The organism is Natrialba magadii ATCC 43099, assembly GCF_000025625.1.
In the GTDB taxonomy this organism is placed as follows: Archaea; Halobacteriota; Halobacteria; order Halobacteriales; family Natrialbaceae; genus Natrialba; species Natrialba magadii.
This window is the reverse complement of sequence record NC_013922.1, coordinates 2,313,335-2,333,001: the sequence shown is the minus strand read 5'-3', so window position 1 is coordinate 2,333,001 and position 19,667 is coordinate 2,313,335. Positions and strand designations below refer to the sequence as shown.

General features: G+C 61.7%; 20 protein-coding genes. 8 read left to right on the top strand and 12 right to left on the bottom strand.

Annotation, left to right across the window (positions count from 1 at the left end):
- The first annotated feature begins 28 nt into the window (after window positions 1–28).
- Window positions 29–730 (top strand): alpha/beta hydrolase, encoded by a 702-nt coding sequence (locus tag NMAG_RS10930; RefSeq protein ID WP_004215607.1) that lies wholly within the window; start codon window positions 29–31, stop codon window positions 728–730.
- Between the two features lies 1 nt (window position 731).
- On the opposite strand, the gene NMAG_RS10925 is transcribed toward NMAG_RS10930, so the two are convergent.
- From NMAG_RS10925 to NMAG_RS10915, 3 genes are all read right to left on the bottom strand, one after another.
- On the bottom strand, window positions 732–2,693 hold the full coding sequence (locus NMAG_RS10925; RefSeq protein WP_004215608.1) for an ATP-binding protein: 1,962 nt from the start codon (window positions 2,691–2,693) through the stop codon (window positions 732–734).
- 53 nt (window positions 2,694–2,746) lie between these two features.
- Window positions 2,747–3,586: a hypothetical protein gene (locus NMAG_RS10920; RefSeq protein WP_004215609.1), complete on the bottom strand. Its 840-nt coding sequence runs from the start codon at window positions 3,584–3,586 to the stop codon at window positions 2,747–2,749.
- Window positions 3,587–3,909: 323 nt separating this feature from the next.
- Window positions 3,910–4,629, bottom strand: coding sequence for a DUF7344 domain-containing protein (locus tag NMAG_RS10915; RefSeq protein ID WP_004215610.1), 720 nt, complete (start codon window positions 4,627–4,629; stop codon window positions 3,910–3,912).
- Between the two features lie 429 nt (window positions 4,630–5,058).
- Here NMAG_RS10915 and NMAG_RS10910 point away from each other — a divergent pair, with 429 nt between their 5' ends.
- Window positions 5,059–5,403 carry a DUF7113 family protein gene (locus tag NMAG_RS10910; RefSeq protein ID WP_012996660.1) on the top strand — a complete coding sequence of 115 codons (345 nt, stop codon included), beginning with the start codon at window positions 5,059–5,061 and terminating at the stop codon, window positions 5,401–5,403.
- A 119-nt stretch (window positions 5,404–5,522) separates the two neighbouring features.
- On the opposite strand, the gene NMAG_RS10905 is transcribed toward NMAG_RS10910, so the two are convergent.
- The 5 genes from NMAG_RS10905 to NMAG_RS10895 all read right to left on the bottom strand — a co-directional run bounded on the left by NMAG_RS10905 (window position 5,523) and on the right by NMAG_RS10895 (window position 11,280).
- Complete coding sequence (locus tag NMAG_RS10905) at window positions 5,523–6,461, bottom strand: hypothetical protein (RefSeq protein WP_004215614.1); 939 nt, start codon at window positions 6,459–6,461, stop codon at window positions 5,523–5,525.
- 103 nt (window positions 6,462–6,564) lie between these two features.
- Window positions 6,565–8,661 carry a bifunctional metallophosphatase/5'-nucleotidase gene (locus NMAG_RS10900; RefSeq protein ID WP_012996659.1) on the bottom strand — a complete coding sequence of 699 codons (2,097 nt, stop codon included), beginning with the start codon at window positions 8,659–8,661 and terminating at the stop codon, window positions 6,565–6,567.
- A 90-nt stretch (window positions 8,662–8,751) separates the two neighbouring features.
- Window positions 8,752–9,282, bottom strand: a complete 531-nt coding sequence (locus NMAG_RS20950) for a hypothetical protein (RefSeq protein ID WP_012996658.1) — start codon at window positions 9,280–9,282, stop codon at window positions 8,752–8,754.
- A gap of 78 nt (window positions 9,283–9,360) precedes the next feature.
- Complete coding sequence (locus NMAG_RS21635; protein WP_012996657.1) at window positions 9,361–9,888, bottom strand: hypothetical protein; 528 nt, start codon at window positions 9,886–9,888, stop codon at window positions 9,361–9,363.
- A gap of 114 nt (window positions 9,889–10,002) precedes the next feature.
- Window positions 10,003–11,280 (bottom strand): DNA double-strand break repair nuclease NurA, encoded by a 1,278-nt coding sequence (locus tag NMAG_RS10895; RefSeq protein WP_004267200.1) that lies wholly within the window; start codon window positions 11,278–11,280, stop codon window positions 10,003–10,005.
- Between the two features lie 190 nt (window positions 11,281–11,470).
- Here NMAG_RS10895 and NMAG_RS10890 point away from each other — a divergent pair, with 190 nt between their 5' ends.
- Both NMAG_RS10890 and gpmI read left to right on the top strand, forming a co-directional pair.
- The gene (locus NMAG_RS10890) at window positions 11,471–11,719 is read left to right on the top strand and encodes a hypothetical protein (protein WP_191219378.1); all 249 of its coding nucleotides are present in this window, start codon (window positions 11,471–11,473) and stop codon (window positions 11,717–11,719) included.
- 118 nt (window positions 11,720–11,837) lie between these two features.
- A complete protein-coding gene (gene gpmI, locus NMAG_RS10885) occupies window positions 11,838–13,361 on the top strand; it encodes a 2,3-bisphosphoglycerate-independent phosphoglycerate mutase (protein ID WP_004267202.1) in 1,524 nt (507 codons plus the stop codon).
- 80 nt (window positions 13,362–13,441) lie between these two features.
- Here the strand turns inward: gpmI and NMAG_RS10880 are convergent, their stop codons facing one another.
- A complete protein-coding gene (locus NMAG_RS10880) occupies window positions 13,442–14,113 on the bottom strand; it encodes a hypothetical protein (protein ID WP_004267203.1) in 672 nt (223 codons plus the stop codon).
- Window positions 14,114–14,304: 191 nt separating this feature from the next.
- On the opposite strand from NMAG_RS10880, the gene NMAG_RS10875 reads away from it, so the two are divergent.
- From NMAG_RS10875 to NMAG_RS10865, 3 genes are all read left to right on the top strand, one after another.
- Complete coding sequence (locus NMAG_RS10875) at window positions 14,305–15,591, top strand: O-acetylhomoserine aminocarboxypropyltransferase/cysteine synthase family protein (protein ID WP_004267204.1); 1,287 nt, start codon at window positions 14,305–14,307, stop codon at window positions 15,589–15,591.
- A gap of 75 nt (window positions 15,592–15,666) precedes the next feature.
- Entirely contained in the window at window positions 15,667–16,794 is a 1,128-nt protein-coding gene (locus tag NMAG_RS10870; RefSeq protein ID WP_012996655.1) for a hypothetical protein, read from the top strand.
- Window positions 16,795–16,927: 133 nt separating this feature from the next.
- A complete protein-coding gene (locus NMAG_RS10865; RefSeq protein ID WP_004267206.1) occupies window positions 16,928–17,320 on the top strand; it encodes a DUF7522 family protein in 393 nt (130 codons plus the stop codon).
- 74 nt (window positions 17,321–17,394) lie between these two features.
- On the opposite strand, the gene NMAG_RS10860 is transcribed toward NMAG_RS10865, so the two are convergent.
- On the bottom strand, window positions 17,395–17,646 hold the full coding sequence (locus NMAG_RS10860) for a hypothetical protein (RefSeq protein WP_004267207.1): 252 nt from the start codon (window positions 17,644–17,646) through the stop codon (window positions 17,395–17,397).
- A 307-nt stretch (window positions 17,647–17,953) separates the two neighbouring features.
- Between NMAG_RS10860 and NMAG_RS10850 the strand changes: the two genes are divergently transcribed.
- Window positions 17,954–18,520, top strand: a complete 567-nt coding sequence (locus tag NMAG_RS10850) for a DUF5813 family protein (protein ID WP_004267208.1) — start codon at window positions 17,954–17,956, stop codon at window positions 18,518–18,520.
- Window positions 18,521–18,604: 84 nt separating this feature from the next.
- Here NMAG_RS10850 and NMAG_RS10845 read toward each other — a convergent pair whose 3' ends face one another.
- The gene (locus tag NMAG_RS10845) at window positions 18,605–18,835 is read right to left on the bottom strand and encodes an Lrp/AsnC family transcriptional regulator (RefSeq protein WP_004267209.1); all 231 of its coding nucleotides are present in this window, start codon (window positions 18,833–18,835) and stop codon (window positions 18,605–18,607) included.
- Window positions 18,835–19,545: a potassium channel family protein gene (locus NMAG_RS10840; protein ID WP_004267210.1), complete on the bottom strand. Its 711-nt coding sequence runs from the start codon at window positions 19,543–19,545 to the stop codon at window positions 18,835–18,837. Before NMAG_RS10840 ends, NMAG_RS10845 begins: the two co-directional genes overlap by 1 nt.
- Window positions 19,546–19,667 lie beyond the last annotated feature (122 nt).

The following is a 19,667-nucleotide window of genomic DNA, read 5'->3' as shown; positions in this document are numbered from 1 at the left end:
GATTAGCCGGCGGTGCGAACGACCGGCCATGACTGACAGTGACGTGCTCGTGCCCGGCGGCCGAGATGTACGCGGGACGCTCACGGAGCCAGCGGACGGGGCGAACGGGAGTCCGAACTCGATCGTCGTCGCCTGTCCACCCCATCCCCAACACGGCGGCTCGCGAAGCGATAGTCGACTCGTCGCCGTCGCAGAGCGCCTGCAGGAGAACGGAATCGCCTGCCTCCGGTTCGACTACGGCGCGTGGGACGAGGGCTACGGCGAGCGCGAGGACGTGCGAAACGCCATCCGCTGGGCCGCCGACCGCTACGAGCGCGTCGGTGTCTTCGGCTTCAGTTTCGGCGCGAGTCTCAGCCTGCTCGCACCGGCCAGCCTCAACGGCGCGGACGATCCACGAGTTGTGGCTATCGCCGCACTCGCACCGACCGCGACACTCGCGGACGACCTGGATGCCACGGCGGCACTCGAGTCCATTACCTGCCCAGTCAGAATTGTTGTCGGTGAGCGGGATACGACGGCCGAGTGGGAGCCAGTGGTCGAGCGGGCACAGGAGCTAGCTGGTGAGGATGAGGCTGGTGATGAAAACGAAGACGAAGGTGAAGGCGAAGACAGAGACGGAGACGGAATCGAGATCGTTACTCTCCCTGCGGATCACTTCTTTGTCGGCCAGACGGAGACTGTCGCCGAGACTGTGGGGCCGTTTCTCGAGTCGGCGCTTCGCACGGAGTGAGTCAGTCCCGACCGTGTCGCGTCAAACACTTCGAGAGCCCGATCAACTCGACGGGTTCGGAGTTGTCCGGGGAGTAGACGACCATCTGCCCCTTCTCCATGTAGGGGACCTTCGACTCGAGGTTGCTCGGGATGTTCACGCTCTTGATCGCATCCTCGTCGCCCAGGTTGAGGACGATAGTGGTGTTGATCTGCTTGAACACGGCGTCGTGGATGTCCTGCGGGTCCTGCGTGATGAGGAAGAGTCCGAGTCGCTCCTTGCGGCCCTGTTTCGCGGCCTCGGTGAACTTTGTGATGACCTTCCCGGCCTGCACCGAGTCCGCGTCGGTGAGGAAGTTGTGCGCCTCGTCCATGCCGAGGACGAGCGGCGTTTCCTTGATCCGGTCGTAGGTCGGGTCGTTCGAGAGCTTCTGGTCGATCAACAGCGAGGAGAGCGCGAGCACGATCGTCTCCGTCGCCCGCGTGTCGTTGATGTGGTAGGTCGGCACCACGGTCAGCCCGCCGGGGCGGACGAACTCGTGGACCAGATCGGTAATCGGCCGCGCGTCCTGGTCGAAGACGTGCCCGAAGCCGAGCACACGCCGGCGGACGGCGTCGAAGGTGGCCTCATGAACCCGGCCCGACTCGTCTAGCTCCTCGCGCAGCGCGGGGTCGTCGAGGAATCGCGTGAACTCGTCGTAGGTCGCGTCGTTGCCGTACTGCTCGCGGAAGCGCGGCAGGAGCACGCTAACGAGCGCGCCGTACTGGTTGTCGTTCAGCCCGCTGCTCGCGACCAGCCACGGATTCTCGTGGACCATCGAGAACGGGATCGTAAATTGAACTTGCTCCGCACGGTGGTGGCCCGCAGCGTAGGACGACGACCCCACCTTGGGGACAAACGCGGTCGTGTCGTCGATTCCGCCGTGGGCGACGCCCTCGCGCTCGAGTCGGCGGGCGAACTCGTCGTCCAGGTCAGGGTTGTCGTCGTGCATCTGGGCGTACTCGTCCTGAGGGTCGAACTGGACGACGGCGGGGCCAACCTCGCGGCCGTCTTCCATGGGGTACCGGCGCTCCTCGGCGAGATACTGCCGGAGGACGTTCTTCGCCCCGTGGGTCTTCCCCGATCCCGTGCCGCCGGCGATCAGCGTGTGCCGGAAGACGAGCGGATCGCCGGCCTCGTAGTCGTCCTTCAGCCGGTAGTCGATGGTGGGCGGCGAGGCAGCCGTCCGGACCTTCTCGCCGCCGACCGAGAGATGCCCGAGGAAGACGCCGTCGTCAGGCATCTTCAGCCCGGTCTTGATCGCCTCGGTGTCGTCGGCCTCACGGATCACCGTCTGGGGTTTCGGGACCCGGTCGGTCATCCGGCGCTTGAGTTCGCCGTCGTCGCCGGACTGCGTCCGGCTGTCCGCGGAGCCCTGCTCCGCGCTATCGTCGTAGAGGATAGCGACCGGTTCGAGATTCGCGACGAACTTGTAATCGGCCTCCTCGATACCGTCCGAGCGCATCGCACGGCGCGCGTGAATCTCCGTCGCGTCGTCTGCGTGATACTGCTGGGTGTACTCGAGTCCGGTGATACGACAGAACAGGGTTTCGCCGGCCCCGTCCGGATACGGTGCGAGCAGGTAGCTGCCGATGCGGACCGACGAGCGGTTGCCGCGGGTGACGTAGGCCCGCAACTCGGTGTCGTCGCTGTCTTCGGCGATCCGCAGCCCCTGGGAGACACAGAGTGCGCCGATGCCGACGTCGTCGCCGCTCGGTTCGACGGCCGTCGTTTCGAACGCGTCAGTGTCGTCGCTCGAGGGGGAGTCAACGGTAGAGTCGGACCCGGACCCGGACCCGGTCGAACTCGAGTGCGCAGTCGATGAACCGCGCCCGGTCGCTCCGTCCGCGGACGCATCAGCGTCGGCAGCGCTGCCGGCGTCAGCCTCATCGCCGTCGGCATCGGTGCCGGCGTCGAAATCGCCAAAGTCACCCAGATCGGTCATACTCACTTCATCTGACCGGTTCCTAAAACGCGTTTCCCTCCCAGGCTGCGTGTTCAGCGCGACGGGTGATCACGGAGGCGAACCGCCACGAGTGCACACAGCAGTGTGAGGCCGGCACCGACAGCAACTGCGGGCACGAGCGCCAGCGCCAGCCCGTTCGAGGCGAGTCCGGTCACGAATCCGGCTTCATCTCCGTCTTCATCTCCGTCTTCGTCTTCATCTCCGTCTTCGCCGGTGGTCGTGTCGGTATCGGTACCGGTATCACTCTCATCCCCACTCTGGGACTCGTCGCCCGACGAACCGTCACCGAGATCGGAATCAGCCGCTGACTCGTCGTGCTCGAACGACTCGAGTTCCTCGCCACCGTCACCGATCACGATCGGCGTCGAGCCACCAACGACAGGAACCGGCCAGTCGCTCTCCAGTTCGATATCTGTCTCACCGAACTCGAGTGTCGTCTCGCCGTCCGGAGCGTCCGATGCGACGGCGACGGTCACCGTGGCGACGGTGGCCATGCCGGTTGCACCGCCGGCAGCGGGCTCGCGCCACTGTTCGAGGGTGGCAGTTCCCTCGTCGTGAGCGAACGTCTGTTCGGTGGCGACGTCGGCCGCGTCGCCCTGTTCGAGCCATGGCCCGCGCTCGATATCGGTCACCTCGAGATAGTCGGGGTGATACTGCGCGACGACCGCGAGGGCAACGACGCCGTCGTCGCCGTGGCCGCCCTCCGCATAGAGGGTGAGATCGATCGTGAATTCCTCGCCGGGTTCGACGTGGTATGCGCCGTTCCTGTCGCTGTCCCTGTCTTCGTGTTCGTCTTCGTCTTCGTCTTCGTCCCCATCCTCCGTCGACAGAATCGCAACCTGATCAGCACCAGCCGCAGGGCTGATCGCCATGCCTCCAACGAGAAGTGAGCCCCCAACCACGAGCACAACGGCGAGACAGACTGTACGCACGGACCGACGACGAGCGATCACTCCAGAGAACGATGAAAACAGCCGCAAGCGGTGGGGGACCGCCATGTCGGGACCAGACATGTGGCAATCGTTCGTGCTCTGCCATCATATGCGTCCCGACGGGAAGAGTCAGTCAGCGAGTGACTGACAGCCGGGTCGTCTGTGCAGCGCGCACAGTCGCTCGGGTTCCTGTGGAGTCGTGCAGTTACCCAGTCGGGTACCACGATCTATCCACTACCAAACGCTGCACGCGACCTATCTACTTAGCGCACAGGCGTCGACGAAGTCGACGGCGCTACCTGCTGTGCCTCGCGGTCGTACTCGATCGCACCGATCTCGGCGAGCGCCGGCAGGTGGTTGTGGTGGAGCTCGATCGTCGCCTCGTAGGCGTCGGTCGGGCCGACCGACAGCGTCGTCGCGAGTGCCGTCGCCAGTTCGTCCACCGACATCGTTTCGTCGGCGTTCTCGACGTACTCGAGTAGCTCCAGACGGACAGGGTGGACGAGTCGGTCGAGAAGTGTTTCTTCGGCACCCGATCCGGTTTCGAAGAGCAGTGAGAGGATGTCCGGCGAGATTGGTGGCTCCTCGATGAGGGTGGCGGTGCCGTCGTCGCTGTCCACGTTTGCGTTTGCGTTTGCGTTTGCGTCTGCGTCTGCGTCTGCGTCCGCGTCTGCATCCGTGTCTGCGTCCGCATTGGCCGGCGACCAGTCGACGAGCCCGTGCGCGTCGAGACGTGGCAGATGGTGGTGAACGAGGTCGATACGAATCTCGTGACGGAGACGGCCGGTCGAGGCGTCCGCACTGGCTTGCTCGACGAGCGCCGTCGTTAGTTCCGACAGCGTGCACGTGCAGTCGTCCGCAGCAGAGAGTAGCGAGAGGACGCGGACACTGCGTGGGTGTCGGAGCACGTCGTAGTGCTCGGGTGGAACAGTAGCTAACGAATCCGGCTCCCCAGTATCGCCGAAGTGAACGTCGGAACTCATCACCCGAAACAACCGCTGCAAGGGGGATAAGCACATTTCCAAAACGATTTGGGGACCACATATGATATTACTAGCCGAATGCGTCCATTACCGGGACAGGTGCCGAAATTCGGGCCATAGAGCGGACGTATGGGCACGAGAGAGTGTCTTCACCAACTGATTGTCCGGTCACCGTATCGGTTACAACGCCCGGACGGGCTTGCTAAACAGTTCGATGCTCTCTGTAGTCAGAGATTACCCGACCCGTTCGCGACAACCAGCGTGGACGAAGGTGGTGGAGACCCGAAGGGAACAGCTGGTCGGCCGGACCGGAGAGATATGGATATGGTGGGATGAACAGGCAATTGATCGCCAGTCACCATGACAGACGTTGCCTCTGATAGCGAAACCGTGCAGGAAGCTTTTGCATCCCCGGCCCGTAGTGAACGTATGCTCATGGTACGCGGTCGTGCAGGTGGGACCGAGCTAACGGGAACGCTGTACGAACGGGGCGAGCAGGCGCCGACGTTCAAGGGTGCGCCGAACGAGGACGCCGCGTACGTCTGGGTCTGTGACGAGTTCTACGAGGTCGTCAGCGGTGGGTCGAGTCAGTTGGTCAACGGCCGCGAGGTCAACCTCGCGTTCGAGTCACCGATGCCGCGGGGATTCGATACGCGCGATCAGGCACTCGAGGCCGCCAAGGAGCACGTTCGGACCCAGTTCGCACGGATCGGCGTCGATCCGGCAAGCGTCGAGTTCGAGGTTGAGAAAGCGGAAGTAGAGACAGGTCTGTAGCGGATCTGGAGCGGGGCTGGAGCGGGACTGGAACGGGGCTGGAGCGAGACTGGAGCGGGGCTGGAGCGAAGGAACAAAACAACACTCACAAGTGGCCGAACGGCGGCCGCTTGGCTTTCCTACTGCTGACCGCGACCCCGATTCGAGCGATGGGTGTGTCGGGCCAGAACGAGCGAACCCCCCGCGAGGAGCGTGCCGGTCAGGAACGCGGTGAATCCAGGAACGGAATCAGTTCCATCGTCGTCAGTAGCCGGCTGCTCGTCGCTCCCGGTGGCAGTATTGCTGCCGTCGTCAGCGTCGTCGGCGTCGGTGCTGCCACCAGCGCCGTTGTCATCACTGGTCCCAGTATCCAGTGACTCGCGGTCGATATCCGCAGGGTCCGGGTGATCGAACGGCTCGATGGCGTCCTGCTCGTCGCCAGCACCGTCACCGTCATCACCGTCGCCGATCGTCACCTCGATACCCTGTGCGTCGATTGGAAGTGGCCAGTCGCGGATCAGTTCGATCCTCGTCTCGTCGAACGAAATTGCCGTCTCCACGTCGGGCGCGTCCGCTGCGATCTCGCCAGTCACCGTGACGAGTTCGCCGTGGCCCGTCGCTCCGTCACCGGCCGGTTCGCGCCACTGCTCGAAAATGGCGGTCCCATCGTCGTGTGCGAGCACCTGTTCGGTCTCGATCGCAGCCGTTGCCTCCTCACCTTGCTCGAGCCACGGTCCGCGTTCGATCTCGGTGATTTCGAGGATGTCGGGATGATACTGTGCGATAAGTGAGACCTCGCTGACGCCTTCGCCGTCGTGGCCGCCCTCGGTGTAGAGGAGGACCTCGGCAGTGAACTCCTCGCCGGGTTCGGCGTCGACGGTGTACGGCGTCGGCGTGAGGGTCGCGTACTGATCGCCGGCCGCGGCGGGGCCGACGAGGGCTGTTCCCGCGATGGGCGTTCCGATCGCGGCGAGTACGAGGAGCGCGGCGAGTACGCCGACGCTGGCGACGGCGAGCGATGTACTGCGGGCGGCTGTGGTCCCGTCGGTCTTCGTGGGGCCGGATCCAGTGCGTGTCATAGGCAGATCGGTTGGGTAAGTGTTGATTGAGTTACTGCGAGAAGCGCAGTAGACCGGTTGAACCGTTCGTAAACGGTCAGCAGCGGTGAATTACGCCGGTCGATTACGCGTCCGGACCGTCGTTGCCCACCTGCTCTGACGCCGCGTCGTCACCAGATCGCTGGCGCGCGTAGAGGTACGTTCCCGCGGCACCGCCACCGAGTGCGGTGAGCGGACCAAAGCCGGGGAGTCCGTCGTCTGCGTCGGTTTCATCGTCATCCGCGTCCGCACCCCCGGTATCGGCATCACCACCATCGTCTGCAGCCGCGTCTCCGTCGTCATCCGCTCCCTCATCCGCTGACTCGTCACCGTCCGACTCCTCGCCGAGCACCGCGCTCGTGCTCACGTCCGCCTTGAGCTTGAACCGGTCGTAGCCGTCCGAGGACGGCACCTCGAACTCGTAGTCCCAGGCGTCCTGGTCCGGTTCGTACTCGCCGAACAGGCGAAGCACCGGCTCGTCGACCTGGTCTGCGAGGGCGACCAGCTCGTCCGCGTTAAACGTCACATCGACCGTCTCCCCGTCGGAACTCGCACCCGTCGCTTCGAGATCGTCACCCGTCCGGATAACCGCACGGAACGAGTCCTCGGCGATCTCGGCGGCACCCGGCGGTACGTCGATCGTCAGCGTAATCGTCTCCGCATCATTGGCGACGGTCGCCGCAGCAACTTCCTCGTCCACCCGAATCATCCGGTTCTCACGCTCGGGGGCAACAGTGTCTTTCTCCTCGAGTTGGTCCAGAAGATACGGCCCCTGGAACTGACCGGACTCGAGTACGAGCTCGCCTTCGGAGAGGATGTCCGAGTTGCCGATCGAGTAGTCGTTGTGTGCGAGGTAGTAGGTCGCCTCCTCGTCAATCGGTTCGCCGCCGACGAAGACGTTGTCGACCCAGACGTCGTCAGCGTGACCGGACCACTCGTAGGAGACGCCGGAAACCTGGATCGCGGGCTGGGCACCGAACTGGTCGGCCGGGTGCGAACGGACTTCAGATTCGAGGTAGTCACGGACCTGCTCGCCGGTGACTTCGACGACCTCGATTTCGTTCGGGAACGGAAGGATATCCATCACGGCGGTGCCGGGAATCTCGCCGGGACCGTGGGTCGAGTCACCACGAATGCCGCCCGCGTTCTGGGCGGCGATGTCGACCTCGATATCGCCGATTTCGCCGACCGAGCGCATCGTATCGGTCATCAGGTTCCCCCAGTTGGTCTCAACCGCGTAGTTGTCGAACGTCGCGTCGAGTTCGACCTCGCTCTCGAAGGCCGTCTGTCCAAGTTCGGCCTCGAGTTCGGCCGACCACGAGTCGGCGATGTCGGCAAGCGTCTCGTCTTCCTCGATGTCGTCGGTGTAGCGGACGGAGATTTCGTCGTACTCGTCAACGGCCGGTTCGGGGTCCCACTCGGGCAACAGGAGGTCGGTCCGTTCCCAGTCGACCAGTTCGCCGTCGGCATCGAGCGTGATCGCGCCGACGTGGTCGAACTCGTCGCCGAACTCGCTGATGACCGTGTCGCCGACGATGTCGGGTTCGTCGAAGACGACACCGGAGTGCGAGCCGACGATAGCGTCCAGGCCCTCGACGGCTTCGGCGAGCGTGTAGTGGATCCCAGTCGAAACGTGCGAGGCGAGCACGACCACGTCGGCACCCTCCTCGCGGAGTGCGTCGACTGCCTCCTGTGAGCCTTCGACGTAGTCGAGCACCTGCCACTCCTGTGGGTAGTCCGTCAGCGAGTGGAAGTTCCGCGAAACGAGGCCGAAGATGCCCACCGTCAGGTCACCCGCCTCGAACGTCTTCCAGCGCTCGGTGCCGGGGACGGCGTCGCCGTTCTCGTCGAGCAGGTTCGCGACGACCCACGGGAACTCGCTCTCCTCGAAGCGCTCGGTCGCGACCTCGGCCCCGAAGTCGTACTCGTGGTTGCCGACGCCGACGACGTCGACGTCCATCTCGTTCATCGCCTCGATCATGTGCTCGCCCTCGTACTCGAGTCCGAGCATGGACGGCGCGAGGTCGTCGCCGTTGCCGACGAACAGCGAGTGATCGTGGTCGTGGAGGACATCCTGGACCACTGTATAGTAGCGTGCAAGGTTCAGGTCGTCTTCCTGGGCGTCAAAGAAGCGCCCGTGGAAGTGGGTGTCGTGGACGAGCGTAACGGTGATAACAGACACAAATACGTTTACAATTTACACGATGTGTGTTAGTAAAGGACAAGAGAACGTTGTCAGAGGTAGTTGGTGAAATCACGCATGCAATCTATTTCATTCCTGATTATCAATTTCGAATTTTAGTTTGACGCGGTCCGCTGCACTACGTGGAATCGAATCGTAACCGCGAATAAGAACAGTTCCCGTTTCGGAGTTCCAACTTGACGGACCCTGCCATTTCGAAATGTTACTATCACTATACCGTGGACTGACAATTGTGTGATCTTCTGTGAACTCTATCCTTAGTGGGAATCCAGTTGTTGCATCAGAATTGAATGATATACGTGACTGGAAGACAAGGAGATCCTCACCTCTTTCAATGAGACTGCGTAATCTCGCCACAGTTGAATCACTGAGTTCATCCCATCGAAAAATAGTATCATCCAGTTCATCATTCAGGAATACGTAAACGTCAATAGGACGACGTTCATCAATTAATGATGCTTCTAAAACAGGATATTCATGCGGTTCAGTCACAGACTGGCCTTCAGGGTTGCTGGTCTCAGTACTTTCAGAACATCCGGCAATTATACTTCCAGAAAACGAAACTACACCACATTGGAGAAATTTACGTCTTGGAATCATACAGTTATGACTGTATATGGGCGTAAATAATTTATGGAACGGAGTGTGTCCTACACTTCTACTTACTTAGGCTATGTCCTAATTATCTTCAGTGGGTTCCCAATCGTCACAATCATAGTCAACTTCTGAATAATCAATTGAATATGATTCATCCCAAAACCTCTCTTCCTCTACCCAATCTATTGAGACCCCCTTAGGGAATCCAACACTAAACCCATTAAAGCTCACAGATCCATAATTATGTGAATAAGCAAAAGACACGTGGCGAGTTTCAGGCGGGGAAGACGTGTCTTCTTTGTAAAGTTTTACACCGCAGTAACTACTCATACTATCTGTTGTTGTAGATGCATCATCGTGTGCATCATCATCATATTCGAAACCAATACCTGTTGGACTATAATCCCCACACGAAGAGTCAAAGCGTGGAGTGCAGACATAACTACCCCGGTAGGAAGTGTTATTTATCCTTGAGTAATACTGAGAGTCAAAGTGAATTCCGATAACATCTTTTGGCTTCGCACCATAGGTGTTACTATCTTCTAAGTTACTATGTTCAAATGAGAAATCTGCATAGACCTCTGTGAAATCACAAGATACATTACCCATACATGGATTTTATCAATTGTTTTTCCATTATGAGTGGGATAAATATTATCGTTATATTCCAGTAGAGGAATTTGTAGAATATGTAGGACATAAGTATTGATTGTTTTCAGTAACTCATGTGTATTCTTCTTCCCACCGGTGATCGTCGTACGTCCGGCGCTGTGACGTCTCGAACTGGGACTCGAGTGTCTCCCTGAGCGAGCGCTTCTCCGTGGCGCTGATCCGGGCGAGTTCGTCGGCCTTCTCGACGATGGTCGGCGGGCCGTGGGAAACCGCCACGTCTTGCAAAACCTGCATCGTGAGGCGCTCGCGCGTCTCCGGATCGCGGGTGAACGCGTAGGGAGCCTCGACGCGGAACATGAGGTCCTCGCGCGGGTCGTAGACGACGAAGAAGGTGACCTCGTACTGCTCGCGGTCGAGGCGGCGCTCGACACCAAGTGCGTCGCCCTCGATCGATAGCGGGCGGTCGACGCCGCCGCGCGAGCGGAACCAGTTCGTGTACGTGAGCGCATCTGTGTCTCGCTCCCAGCGGGTGCCCTCGATGTCGTCGACGAACTCGCCGCGCTCGAGGAGGCGGGTGAACAGCGCGCTGTCGTCGGCCCAGGGAACGCTGACGTTGACGTCCCGATTGCGCTTCAGCGTCCGCGTGATAACCCGCGTCGCGGGGTTCTTGACGAAGCCGATCAGGGGGACGCCGCGGTCGACGAACGACTCCACGAGTCGGACGTAGTTCTCGAGTACCGTCGTCGGTCGCGGGTCCTCGAGCAGGAAGTCGGCGAGGTCGGGGTGCTGGTCGGCCCAGCGGAGCAGGCCGCGCGGATAGAGCGGGCCGTCTAAGACGAGCAGGTCCGACACGTCCTCGGCGTAGGCGAGCGCGTGCTTGCTCTCGGCGAGGTAGAGCGCGAGCGCGTGGACGACGCCCTCGGCGAACCGGGGCAGCGGTGGAATCTTCACGGCGCGACTGCGGCTGTAGCCCTCGTCGAACTTGCCCCACTCCTCGTCGACGGTCATCGTCTCGTCGTTCGAGTGGACCGTCATCACCGTCGTCCGGGAGCGATGGAGGTCGAGGTCGCTCGGCGTCGTGCTCATCGCGGCCTGCGCGATGTCGATGACGAGCCCGTTCTTGAACGTCGTCGGGTTGATCGTCCCCGCGTCGAGGCCGTGGACGGTCGGGAACTGGCGGTCCTGCAGGGCGACGTCCTCGCAGTCGACCAGCCGGCGGGCCTGTTCGTCGACCGGCTCGAGTACCGTCCGTCCGTCGTGACGGAGGGGGTCGAGGAACGACTCCCAGACGGTTTTGGCGAACTCGCGGCGGTCGCGTTCGTCAGCGCCGTGGTCGATCCGTCTGGCGAGTTGCGCGATGCCGTCGAAGTGGACCGGATCGAGTGTCATGCCCGTTGGCTCCCGCCGTGAGCGCAAAAAGCCAGTGGTCGTGGTCGGCGGTCGTAAGCGCGGGCACTCCTTGACCACCGATTGTACCGAGATATACGCAGCCTGTTAACTCGAGGGCGGGTAAAATATCATCAGAAAAATTATATGAGATAGTCGCATGGAACTCACTGTCCCGATGTCACACCGAGGTATGGAGACAGGCGAGCGCGAGGAACACGCAGTCAACTGGCGACAGACGAACGGCGGCGTGACACTCTACGAAGACGAGAATCCGGACGCCTGGATCCAACTCGAGTTCGAGGCCGGCGTCGACCCGGCGCATCGACTCTACATGATTTGTGACGACTGCGGTGCGGTGTTCGCCCAGCGGTGCAAACCCGGAAAGAGCACCATCTGTGGCGACTGTGGGGCGACGTTCGACCACGACTCGGAATGCTGAGGATTCCCTGTTTATTCTTCGACAGCTGGCTACCGATCAGCTGTCTCCGTTCAGAACGGTAGCACTCGCCAACAGCGACAGCTAGTTACTCCCGGCCGGGTATCGCCCACACATACACATGGACGCCGCGTTGATCGTACTCGACGGCTGGGGACTCGGCACCGACAACGGGCGGGACGCCGTCGCCGCCGCCGAGACGCCGACTTTCGACCGGCTCGCAGCGGCCGGCGCGACCGGCAAACTCGAGGTCGCCGGCCGCCGCGTCGGCCTGCCGGATGGACAGATGGGAAACAGCGAAGTCGGCCACCTGAACATCGGGGCCGGCCGCGTCGTCTACCAGGAGTACACCCGGATTTCGGACTCCATCGCGGACGGCTCATTCCGGGAGAACGACGCGATCAACACCGCCTTCGAGAACGCGCGCGACAATGATGGCCGCATCCACTTCGTCGGCCTCGTCAGCGACGGCGGCGTCCACGCAGACCAGGAGCACCTCCACGCCCTCATCGAACTCGCCGCGGACCGCGAGGTCGAGGCTGTCACGCACGCGATCACCGACGGTCGGGACACCTCACCGACCGGCGGCCGCGAGTATCTCCGGGAACTCGAGTCCGTCGTCGCTGAACACGGCACGGGTCACGTCGCGACGGTCTCGGGGCGGTACTACGCGATGGACCGCGACCAGAACTGGGAGCGAACGAAGCGGGCGTACGATGCAATCGTCGACCGGCGGGCAGAGTATGAAGCCGACTCCGCAGTAGCGGCAGTCGAGGAGTCCTACGACCGCGGTGAGACAGACGAGTTCGTCGAGCCAACCCTCGTGACTGACCAGCCAGCACTGCAGGACGGCGATTCGGTCGTCTGGTTCAACTTCCGTTCGGACCGCGCACGCCAGCTCACCCGCATGCTCGCGGACATCCGCCCCGAAGACTGGGCGGACGAGTTCGAAACCAGCCCGCCAGACACCGAGGTCGTCATGCTGACTCAGTACGACAAGACGTTCGACCTCCCGATCGCGTACCCGCCGAACCAGCCCGAAAACGTGCTCGGCGAGGTGCTCGCAGACGCGGGCAACACGCAGCTTCGGATCGCCGAATCCGAGAAGTACGCACACGTCACCTACTTCCTGAACGGCGGCCGCGAGGTCGAGTTCGACGGCGAGATCCGCGAAATCGTCGAGAGTCCGGACGTGCCGACGTACGACCTGCAGCCGGAGATGAGCGCGCCCGAGGTGACGGACACCGCAATCTCGATCGTGGAGAGCGACGATCCGGACGTGCTCGTGCTCAACTACGCCAACCCCGACATGGTCGGCCACACGGGCGACTACGAAGCCGCCATCGCAGCCGTCGAAGCCGTCGACGAACAACTGGGTCGGCTCACGGACGCACTCGAGTCCGCCGGTGCTGACGTGCTCATCACGGCGGACCATGGCAACGCCGACGATATGGGAACCGAAGACGAGCCACACACAGCACACACCTACAACGAGGTGCCGCTGGTCTACGTCGCGAGCGACGGGACGGACGGCGGTCGAGCCGTCCGCGAGGGCGGTACCCTGGCCGATATCGCGCCGACGATGCTCGAGTTGATTGGGATCGACCAGCCGCCGGAGATGACTGGGGAGTCGCTACTCGAGTAGCTGCTGAGACGAGTCTTCTGCGGCCGGGTCGAGCGCATCAGGTGTCGTCATCCGAGTCGGTGGTCTGGCCGGCAGTCGGGCTACTGGTCGGGGTCGGAACTCGAGTTGGTGGTCGGATCCGCGGTCGAGCCACCGAGTGGATCGTCGATCCAGTTGTAGCACCGAAACGACGACGGCGCTGCGTCGGACGTGAGCATCTCGAGCGGGATGAACCCCTCGCCAGCGCGAGCGCCCGCGTGGCGTTCGTCGGGGTCGTCCGAGAACGTCATCAGTTTCGCGTTTAGCGAGAACGTTACCTCGAGGGTTCCCGTGTGGGCATTGGTGCCAGTGCCGGACTCGGTACCAGTGCCAGTTTCAGTACCAGTACCGGTCTCGGTGCCGTCGGGTTCGAACGAAATCGCAGCGTCACCGCTCCCAACGCCGAAGATAGCGATTTCATCGGTCGTCGAGACAGCGACATCGTGGCTTTCGAGGCCGGCAGCGAGGTCCGCGAGCCAGTCACCCAGTTCGTCGCGGTCAAGTGACTGCCCGAGCTCAAAGCTCCCGTTCGCAGCCATCTCGCCGTCGTCGAACGCGAACTCGGGATAGGAGAGTTTCTCGTCGGGGAGGACGTGAGCCGCCTCGTCGGGATCCGGCGGACAGTCGGGGACATCGAGTTCGTCACTGATTGCAGATCGCGGTACCGGTGAGTCGGAGCCACTAGCATCGTCGTCGGATTGTACGACCCCGTCGGTCGGCCCGTCGTCCGTCATCAGCCGAGTCATTCGCGACTGCGCACTTGAAACTGTGCGCCACGCTTGTGACCTCGCTGTGGGGTACTCGAGTTTTGATTGTGGGGTTTCAGTCGGGTGTCGAATGTCGAGTGTCGGTGGCAACTGTCATCTATGTCGACCGATATTGCAGCTACTCCCAGCTTTACGTCTGCTCGCTGTGAGGTTCTCCTATGGGAGACGACAGCAACGAACGGCAGTTCGCGACGAGCAGTATCCACGCCGGCCAGGAGTCAGATCCGACGACAGGCGCGCGTGCGCCACCACTGTACCAGACGACGTCTTACGAGTTCGAGGACACGGACCATGCTGCGGCGCTGTTCGGACTCGAGGAGTTCGGCAACATCTACTCGCGGATCATGAACCCGACGAACGCAATGCTAGAGGAGCGTATCGCCGAACTCGAGGGCGGCGTCGGCGCGCTCGCCACCTCCTCGGGGATGGCCGCGTTCGACCTGGCGACGTTCATCCTCGCGGAGGTCGGCGACAACATCGTCTCGTCTGCCTCGCTGTACGGCGGAACGTACACCTACCTCACACACACCGTCGCAAAGCGCGGTATCGAGACAAAGTTCGTCGACACGCTCGACTACGACGCCTACGGCGAGGCGATCGACGACGACACCGCGTTCGTTCACCTCGAAACGATCGGCAACCCCGCACTTGTTACCCCGGACATCGAGCGGATTGCCGATATCGCGCACGAACACGACGTCCCGCTGTTCGTCGATAACACGTTCGCGACACCCTACCTGTGCCGGCCACTCGAGCACGGCGCGGACCTCGTCTGGAACTCGACGACGAAGTGGATCCACGGTGCGGGCTCGACGGTCGGCGGCATCCTCGTCGACGGCGGCTCGTTCCCCTGGGACGAGGGCGACTACCCCGAACTGGCCGAGCCGAATCCGGCCTATCACGGCATCAACTTCTCCGAGACGTTCGGCGCGCAGGCCTTCGCGATCGCCGCACGCACCCGCGGGCTTCGCGACCTTGGCAACCAGCAATCACCGTTCGACGCCTGGGTCACGCTCCAGAAACTCGAGTCCCTTCCGCTGCGAATGGAAAAACACTCAGAGAACGCCATGGCCGTCGCGGAGTACCTCGAGGATCACACCGATGTCTCCTGGGTGAACTACCCTGGACTCGAGAGCCACGAGACCCACGAGAACGCGACGAAGTACCTCGAGGGCGGCTACGGCGGCATGATCACCTTCGGTCTCGAAGGGGGTTACGACGCCGCGGAGACGGTTTGCAACGAGGTCGAGCTGTTCAGCCTGCTGGCGAACGTCGGCGACGCGAAGTCGCTGATCATCCATCCGGCGAGCACGACCCATCAGCAGTTGACCGAAGAGGAGAAACTGGCGAGCGGGACGACTGACGATCTCGTGCGCATTTCGGTCGGGATCGAGGACGTCGACGACATCATCGCGGATCTGGAGCAGGCGATCGAGTCGATCTAGCTACCGAGTTGAATGTCGTCAGCGGTGGACACCATTATATTCATATAATAATGCACACAACGAAGTGTGAAGAGAATGGGTTCGACAAACAGGATGGAGCGGTGGACGACGGTAACGGTCGAACTGCCGCGCGAAGACGGTACTGACTCGGTGCTTGAAGATGCCACATCGTACGGTCTGGCAGCTTCCAGCGAACCAGATTCGAAGCCGGGTTGGCTCCGAGATCTGGCCACGGAAGTTGGACAGCTATTACCGGGTTCGGGGTGTGTCAAGGACGTGAAATCAGACGAATCGGGTGGTGAGAATAGTGATACGTTTACGCTCCGAAACGAACTCCGAGCATGTCTCGGACAGGTAACCATCTCGTCAACGTGTGGAAACCTCGTCGTGAAAACCGGTCAGAAGATGATTTCCGAACCCGATCAGATGGTGTTCGATCCCAGGCCGGTGCTCGATGTGCCTCCAGAGGGTATCGACCGACTGCTCACTCTCGAGTTCGACCCCGAAGACGGGACAGTCGGACGGTTGTACGAACGAGACGGCCGAACGCTGTCGCTCCGTGAGGAGTACGACGGCTCACCGGAACACCACGCGACGGATGTCGTCGCCAACATCTACCGGGAGCACGGGTTCAGGGGCGGGACTCGATCCAATATCGATACAGTCATTCGCCGAGCAGATGTCGCTCTTCTCGTCCGCGCAGGGGACAAAGGTGTGCGTCTGCGCGCGGCAAAAGAATGCTGGGAACGTCACACGTACAACGTGATCAAGAACCCCTCGACTGGTGTGGCCCAAAACGTCGTTCAAGAGCCGTTCGATGCGGCCGATCGGGAATTCCTCTTCGAGGCAATCGAGGACTCGACCGAACCGACCGTGTTGCGTGGGAACGCGCTCAAGGCGCTGGCCGGTCACGTCTTGAACCCGTATCTTACCGCCGACGGATCGGCGAGGTCCGACGAGGCAGTCGAACGGGCCATTGCCGCCCAGGAAGGGCCAACCGTCGGATCGTTCGATTGCGGGATCGATCCTGACCTGGCTCCAACTGTCCTTGCGATCATCGCTAGGTGGCTCGAAGCTGATACGCGAGACGACCGTGGCGACAATCGAACGAGAGACGCAACCGCAGCACTCCGGTTGTCGCCCCACTGGGACCTGTACGCCTCCACCGAGTTGCAAACACGTATCTGGTCGCATCTCGACTAATTGGGTGCTCGAAACCTCGTCACGAACAGCGCCTGGGATGGTACGCTGTTCTCCTGGCCTTACCGATGACTCCGTTCTCACGGCTTCCGTGTCCACCGCTGTTAAGGTATCCGAGGTTGAGGTACCGGGTAGTATGACCACGGGGCTCCTCACGTCCGCGGCTGCAGAACGGATTATCACGACCTGTCGAACCGCGATCGGCGACAGTCTCCGGTCGGTCACCTACTTCACCCGCGACGACTACGAACAGCTCTATCTCCGCGAGGACCTCGAGCGCGACGCCGACCTCTCGACGTTCATCGGCCACGAGTGGCGCGGCTTCAAAACCGTCCAGACCGCCTACGAGCGGTCCGAACTCGGCGAGTACAACTACACCATCCGCGTCTTCGACAACGGCTTTCTACTCCGGGTCACCACCGAGCGAAAAGGCGTCATCATCACGACCGACGGCCTCACCCTGAAAGATTTCGAAGAAGTTGCGACGGCACTCGATACGGTTCTCAGTGACGTCGACGACTCGGCGTAGGCCACGCTACCCGTGTCCGCCACAACTGGTAAAAAGAAATCCTTCACCTAGCGGCCGTCGCTCGGCTCCAGTAGCTACTGCTCGGTACTCGAGTACGAACGCGACTCGGACGCGTCACGTGTACGTTCGTCCGAACTGTCGTCTGTTTCGTCGTCGGCAGCCGGCGCGTGCGAACGGGGTGTCGAATCGTCGCTGTCGTCGTCGCGGGCAGGAGACGGACGCTGGTCTGAGACAGCACCGATCGGGAGGCCAGAACCGAGATCACCATCAGTTCCGAGGAGGCGTGCAAAGCGGCGACGTTCAGCAGCGTATCTATCGAGATCCATGCCAACGAAACACGTCGGTATCGGTTGTAGTAATGCACGTCGTTTCCACGGGTAATCGATGGCTGACATCGTGAAACAGCCCCGCACCTGCTTGCGATTGGTGTCTGTAACAGTTCCCTATCGGTGACTCTCGGAGCCAACCGGCTGGTTCACATTCGTGACAGCACCGGTCGAGGAAACGGATCGGGAATTCCCGCGCGGTATGTCGTCTGTGCTGAGGGGGTACTGTGGGCGGGCCGTCACAGCAGTCGCCCACAGCACACCGAACGTAACACCCTTTTCGTCAACGACCGTCGTTTGAACCACGATGACATCGCTCCCCGACGCCGTCGACCGCGAACTCGGCGCACACGACGCCTTCGAGCCGACCGATAACGGCGAACAATACGCACTCACCACCACTGAATTCGACGCACACGTCACTGCAACCGACGCCCCGGAACCGCGCGACGGATACGTCTCCGTCGAGGTCACACTCCCAACCCTCGACGCCGCCGTCGCAGACGAAACCGTCGCTCCCGTCGTCGAAGACGGCTGGTTCGAGACACTGGAACGGCGACTCGAAGATGTCTTCACCGTCACACAGACGGACACTCACGAAGAGCCGCAGGTCGAGCGACACGACGAGACGGTGACGGTGGTACTCGAGTTCACCGCGTGGGATGCGGCCAACGGAGTCGCGGATGCGAAGGCGTTGATCGAGTACGTCGAGGGGACGTACGCCCAGGGGATTATTCCCGGCTACGAGTACGAGGGGCCGGCGGCGACGCTGTTAGAGAGTGCACAGAGTCGCGGACAGCAGGCGGCCGATGGGGCGTCCGGAACGGAGCAGGGACGCGAGGACGGCCAGGGGAACGGAAACGTTCCGCTGTGAGGGGCCGATAAGCGGTCAGATCGCGGGCCGTAGACGAGCGGACACCGGTTGGACAACGCGCTCCGTTGCGCTCGGGAAAGCGGATCAGTCCATCGCGATATACGTCTGCGTGTCCTCGACGCCTTCGATTCCCTGAATCTGTGTCGCTGCGATTTCCTTGACTGCGGCCGGTGTGTCGACCATCGCTTTGGCGATGAGGTCGACATCGCCGGCGACGATATGTGCCGACTCGACGCCGTCGAGTTCCGTGATGTCTGTTCGCAGTCGATCCGCCTCACCGGTGTTCGCTTTGATCATAACGAATGCAGTAACCATTAGTTGAGTCCTCCGGTCGTAGTATCCGCGTCAATCGTCGTCGTCTCGTTCGATCCATCACCGACCAGCAGCTGCCTGACCTCGCTCAACACGTCGAAATCGGCGAGCACGACGAGTCGGTCGCCGACCTCGAGCGACTCGTCCTCGGAGGGAATCTCGAGTGGCTGTTCGTCCTTCCCGAACGCGAGGACGGTCGCGTCAGCAGGCAGTTGCAACTCGCTGATGGTGTAGCCGTTGACGGGTGCCTCGTCGGTGATCGTCAGTTCGACGATCTGGAGGTGCTGGGCGATATCCGCAATCGCGCGGATCGTGCCGCCGAGGAGGGCGTTCTTCGCACCGATCGCACCGAGTCGTTCGGGGTAGATCACCTCGTCGACTTCCTCTGCATACTTGCGGTAGATTCCCTCGCGGTAGGCTTCGTCGATACGCATGACCGTCCGACAGCCGTGATGCTTGGCGATCATGCAGGCAGTGAAGTTGACGTTCAGATCGCCTGTCAGCGCACCGACCGCATCGGCATCCGCAACCCCTGCTTCCTCGAGAACTGCTTCACGAGAGCCGTCGCCGTCAATGACAGTGAACGACTGGGTCCGAGCGCGCCGGACTTTCGCCTCGTCACGTTCGATGATCGTCACATCGTGGCCTTCTTCGCGCAGGACGCGCGCCGTCCGAAGGCCGACCCTGCCAGCGCTGATAATCACGAACCGCATGCCCAGAGATACGTCCGCACCCGTCAATAAGTTTGTCCCACAGTATCACATCCCATGGCAGACCGAACCAGCTATCTTGACATCCGCTCACGATTGAAGTCGCGGGCTTTCTCCGTGAGTTC

Coding starts and splice junctions, on each gene's coding strand:
- NMAG_RS10930 (WP_004215607.1), top strand. CDS start 29: ATGACTGACAGTGACGTGCTCGTGCCCGGCGGCCGAGATGTACGCGGG.
- NMAG_RS10925 (WP_004215608.1), bottom strand. CDS start 2,693: ATGACCGATCTGGGTGACTTTGGCGATTTCGACGCCGGCACCGATGCC.
- NMAG_RS10920 (WP_004215609.1), bottom strand. CDS start 3,586: ATGGCGATCAGCCCTGCGGCTGGTGCTGATCAGGTTGCGATTCTGTCG.
- NMAG_RS10915 (WP_004215610.1), bottom strand. CDS start 4,629: ATGAGTTCCGACGTTCACTTCGGCGATACTGGGGAGCCGGATTCGTTA.
- NMAG_RS10910 (WP_012996660.1), top strand. CDS start 5,059: ATGCTCATGGTACGCGGTCGTGCAGGTGGGACCGAGCTAACGGGAACG.
- NMAG_RS10905 (WP_004215614.1), bottom strand. CDS start 6,461: ATGACACGCACTGGATCCGGCCCCACGAAGACCGACGGGACCACAGCC.
- NMAG_RS20950 (WP_012996658.1), bottom strand. CDS start 9,282: ATGATTCCAAGACGTAAATTTCTCCAATGTGGTGTAGTTTCGTTTTCT.
- NMAG_RS21635 (WP_012996657.1), bottom strand. CDS start 9,888: ATGGGTAATGTATCTTGTGATTTCACAGAGGTCTATGCAGATTTCTCA.
- NMAG_RS10895 (WP_004267200.1), bottom strand. CDS start 11,280: ATGACACTCGATCCGGTCCACTTCGACGGCATCGCGCAACTCGCCAGA.
- NMAG_RS10890 (WP_191219378.1), top strand. CDS start 11,471: ATGGAGACAGGCGAGCGCGAGGAACACGCAGTCAACTGGCGACAGACG.
- gpmI (WP_004267202.1), top strand. CDS start 11,838: ATGGACGCCGCGTTGATCGTACTCGACGGCTGGGGACTCGGCACCGAC.
- NMAG_RS10880 (WP_004267203.1), bottom strand. CDS start 14,113: ATGACGGACGACGGGCCGACCGACGGGGTCGTACAATCCGACGACGAT.
- NMAG_RS10875 (WP_004267204.1), top strand. CDS start 14,305: ATGGGAGACGACAGCAACGAACGGCAGTTCGCGACGAGCAGTATCCAC.
- NMAG_RS10870 (WP_012996655.1), top strand. CDS start 15,667: ATGGGTTCGACAAACAGGATGGAGCGGTGGACGACGGTAACGGTCGAA.
- NMAG_RS10865 (WP_004267206.1), top strand. CDS start 16,928: ATGACCACGGGGCTCCTCACGTCCGCGGCTGCAGAACGGATTATCACG.
- NMAG_RS10860 (WP_004267207.1), bottom strand. CDS start 17,646: ATGGATCTCGATAGATACGCTGCTGAACGTCGCCGCTTTGCACGCCTC.
- NMAG_RS10850 (WP_004267208.1), top strand. CDS start 17,954: ATGACATCGCTCCCCGACGCCGTCGACCGCGAACTCGGCGCACACGAC.
- NMAG_RS10845 (WP_004267209.1), bottom strand. CDS start 18,835: ATGGTTACTGCATTCGTTATGATCAAAGCGAACACCGGTGAGGCGGAT.
- NMAG_RS10840 (WP_004267210.1), bottom strand. CDS start 19,545: ATGCGGTTCGTGATTATCAGCGCTGGCAGGGTCGGCCTTCGGACGGCG.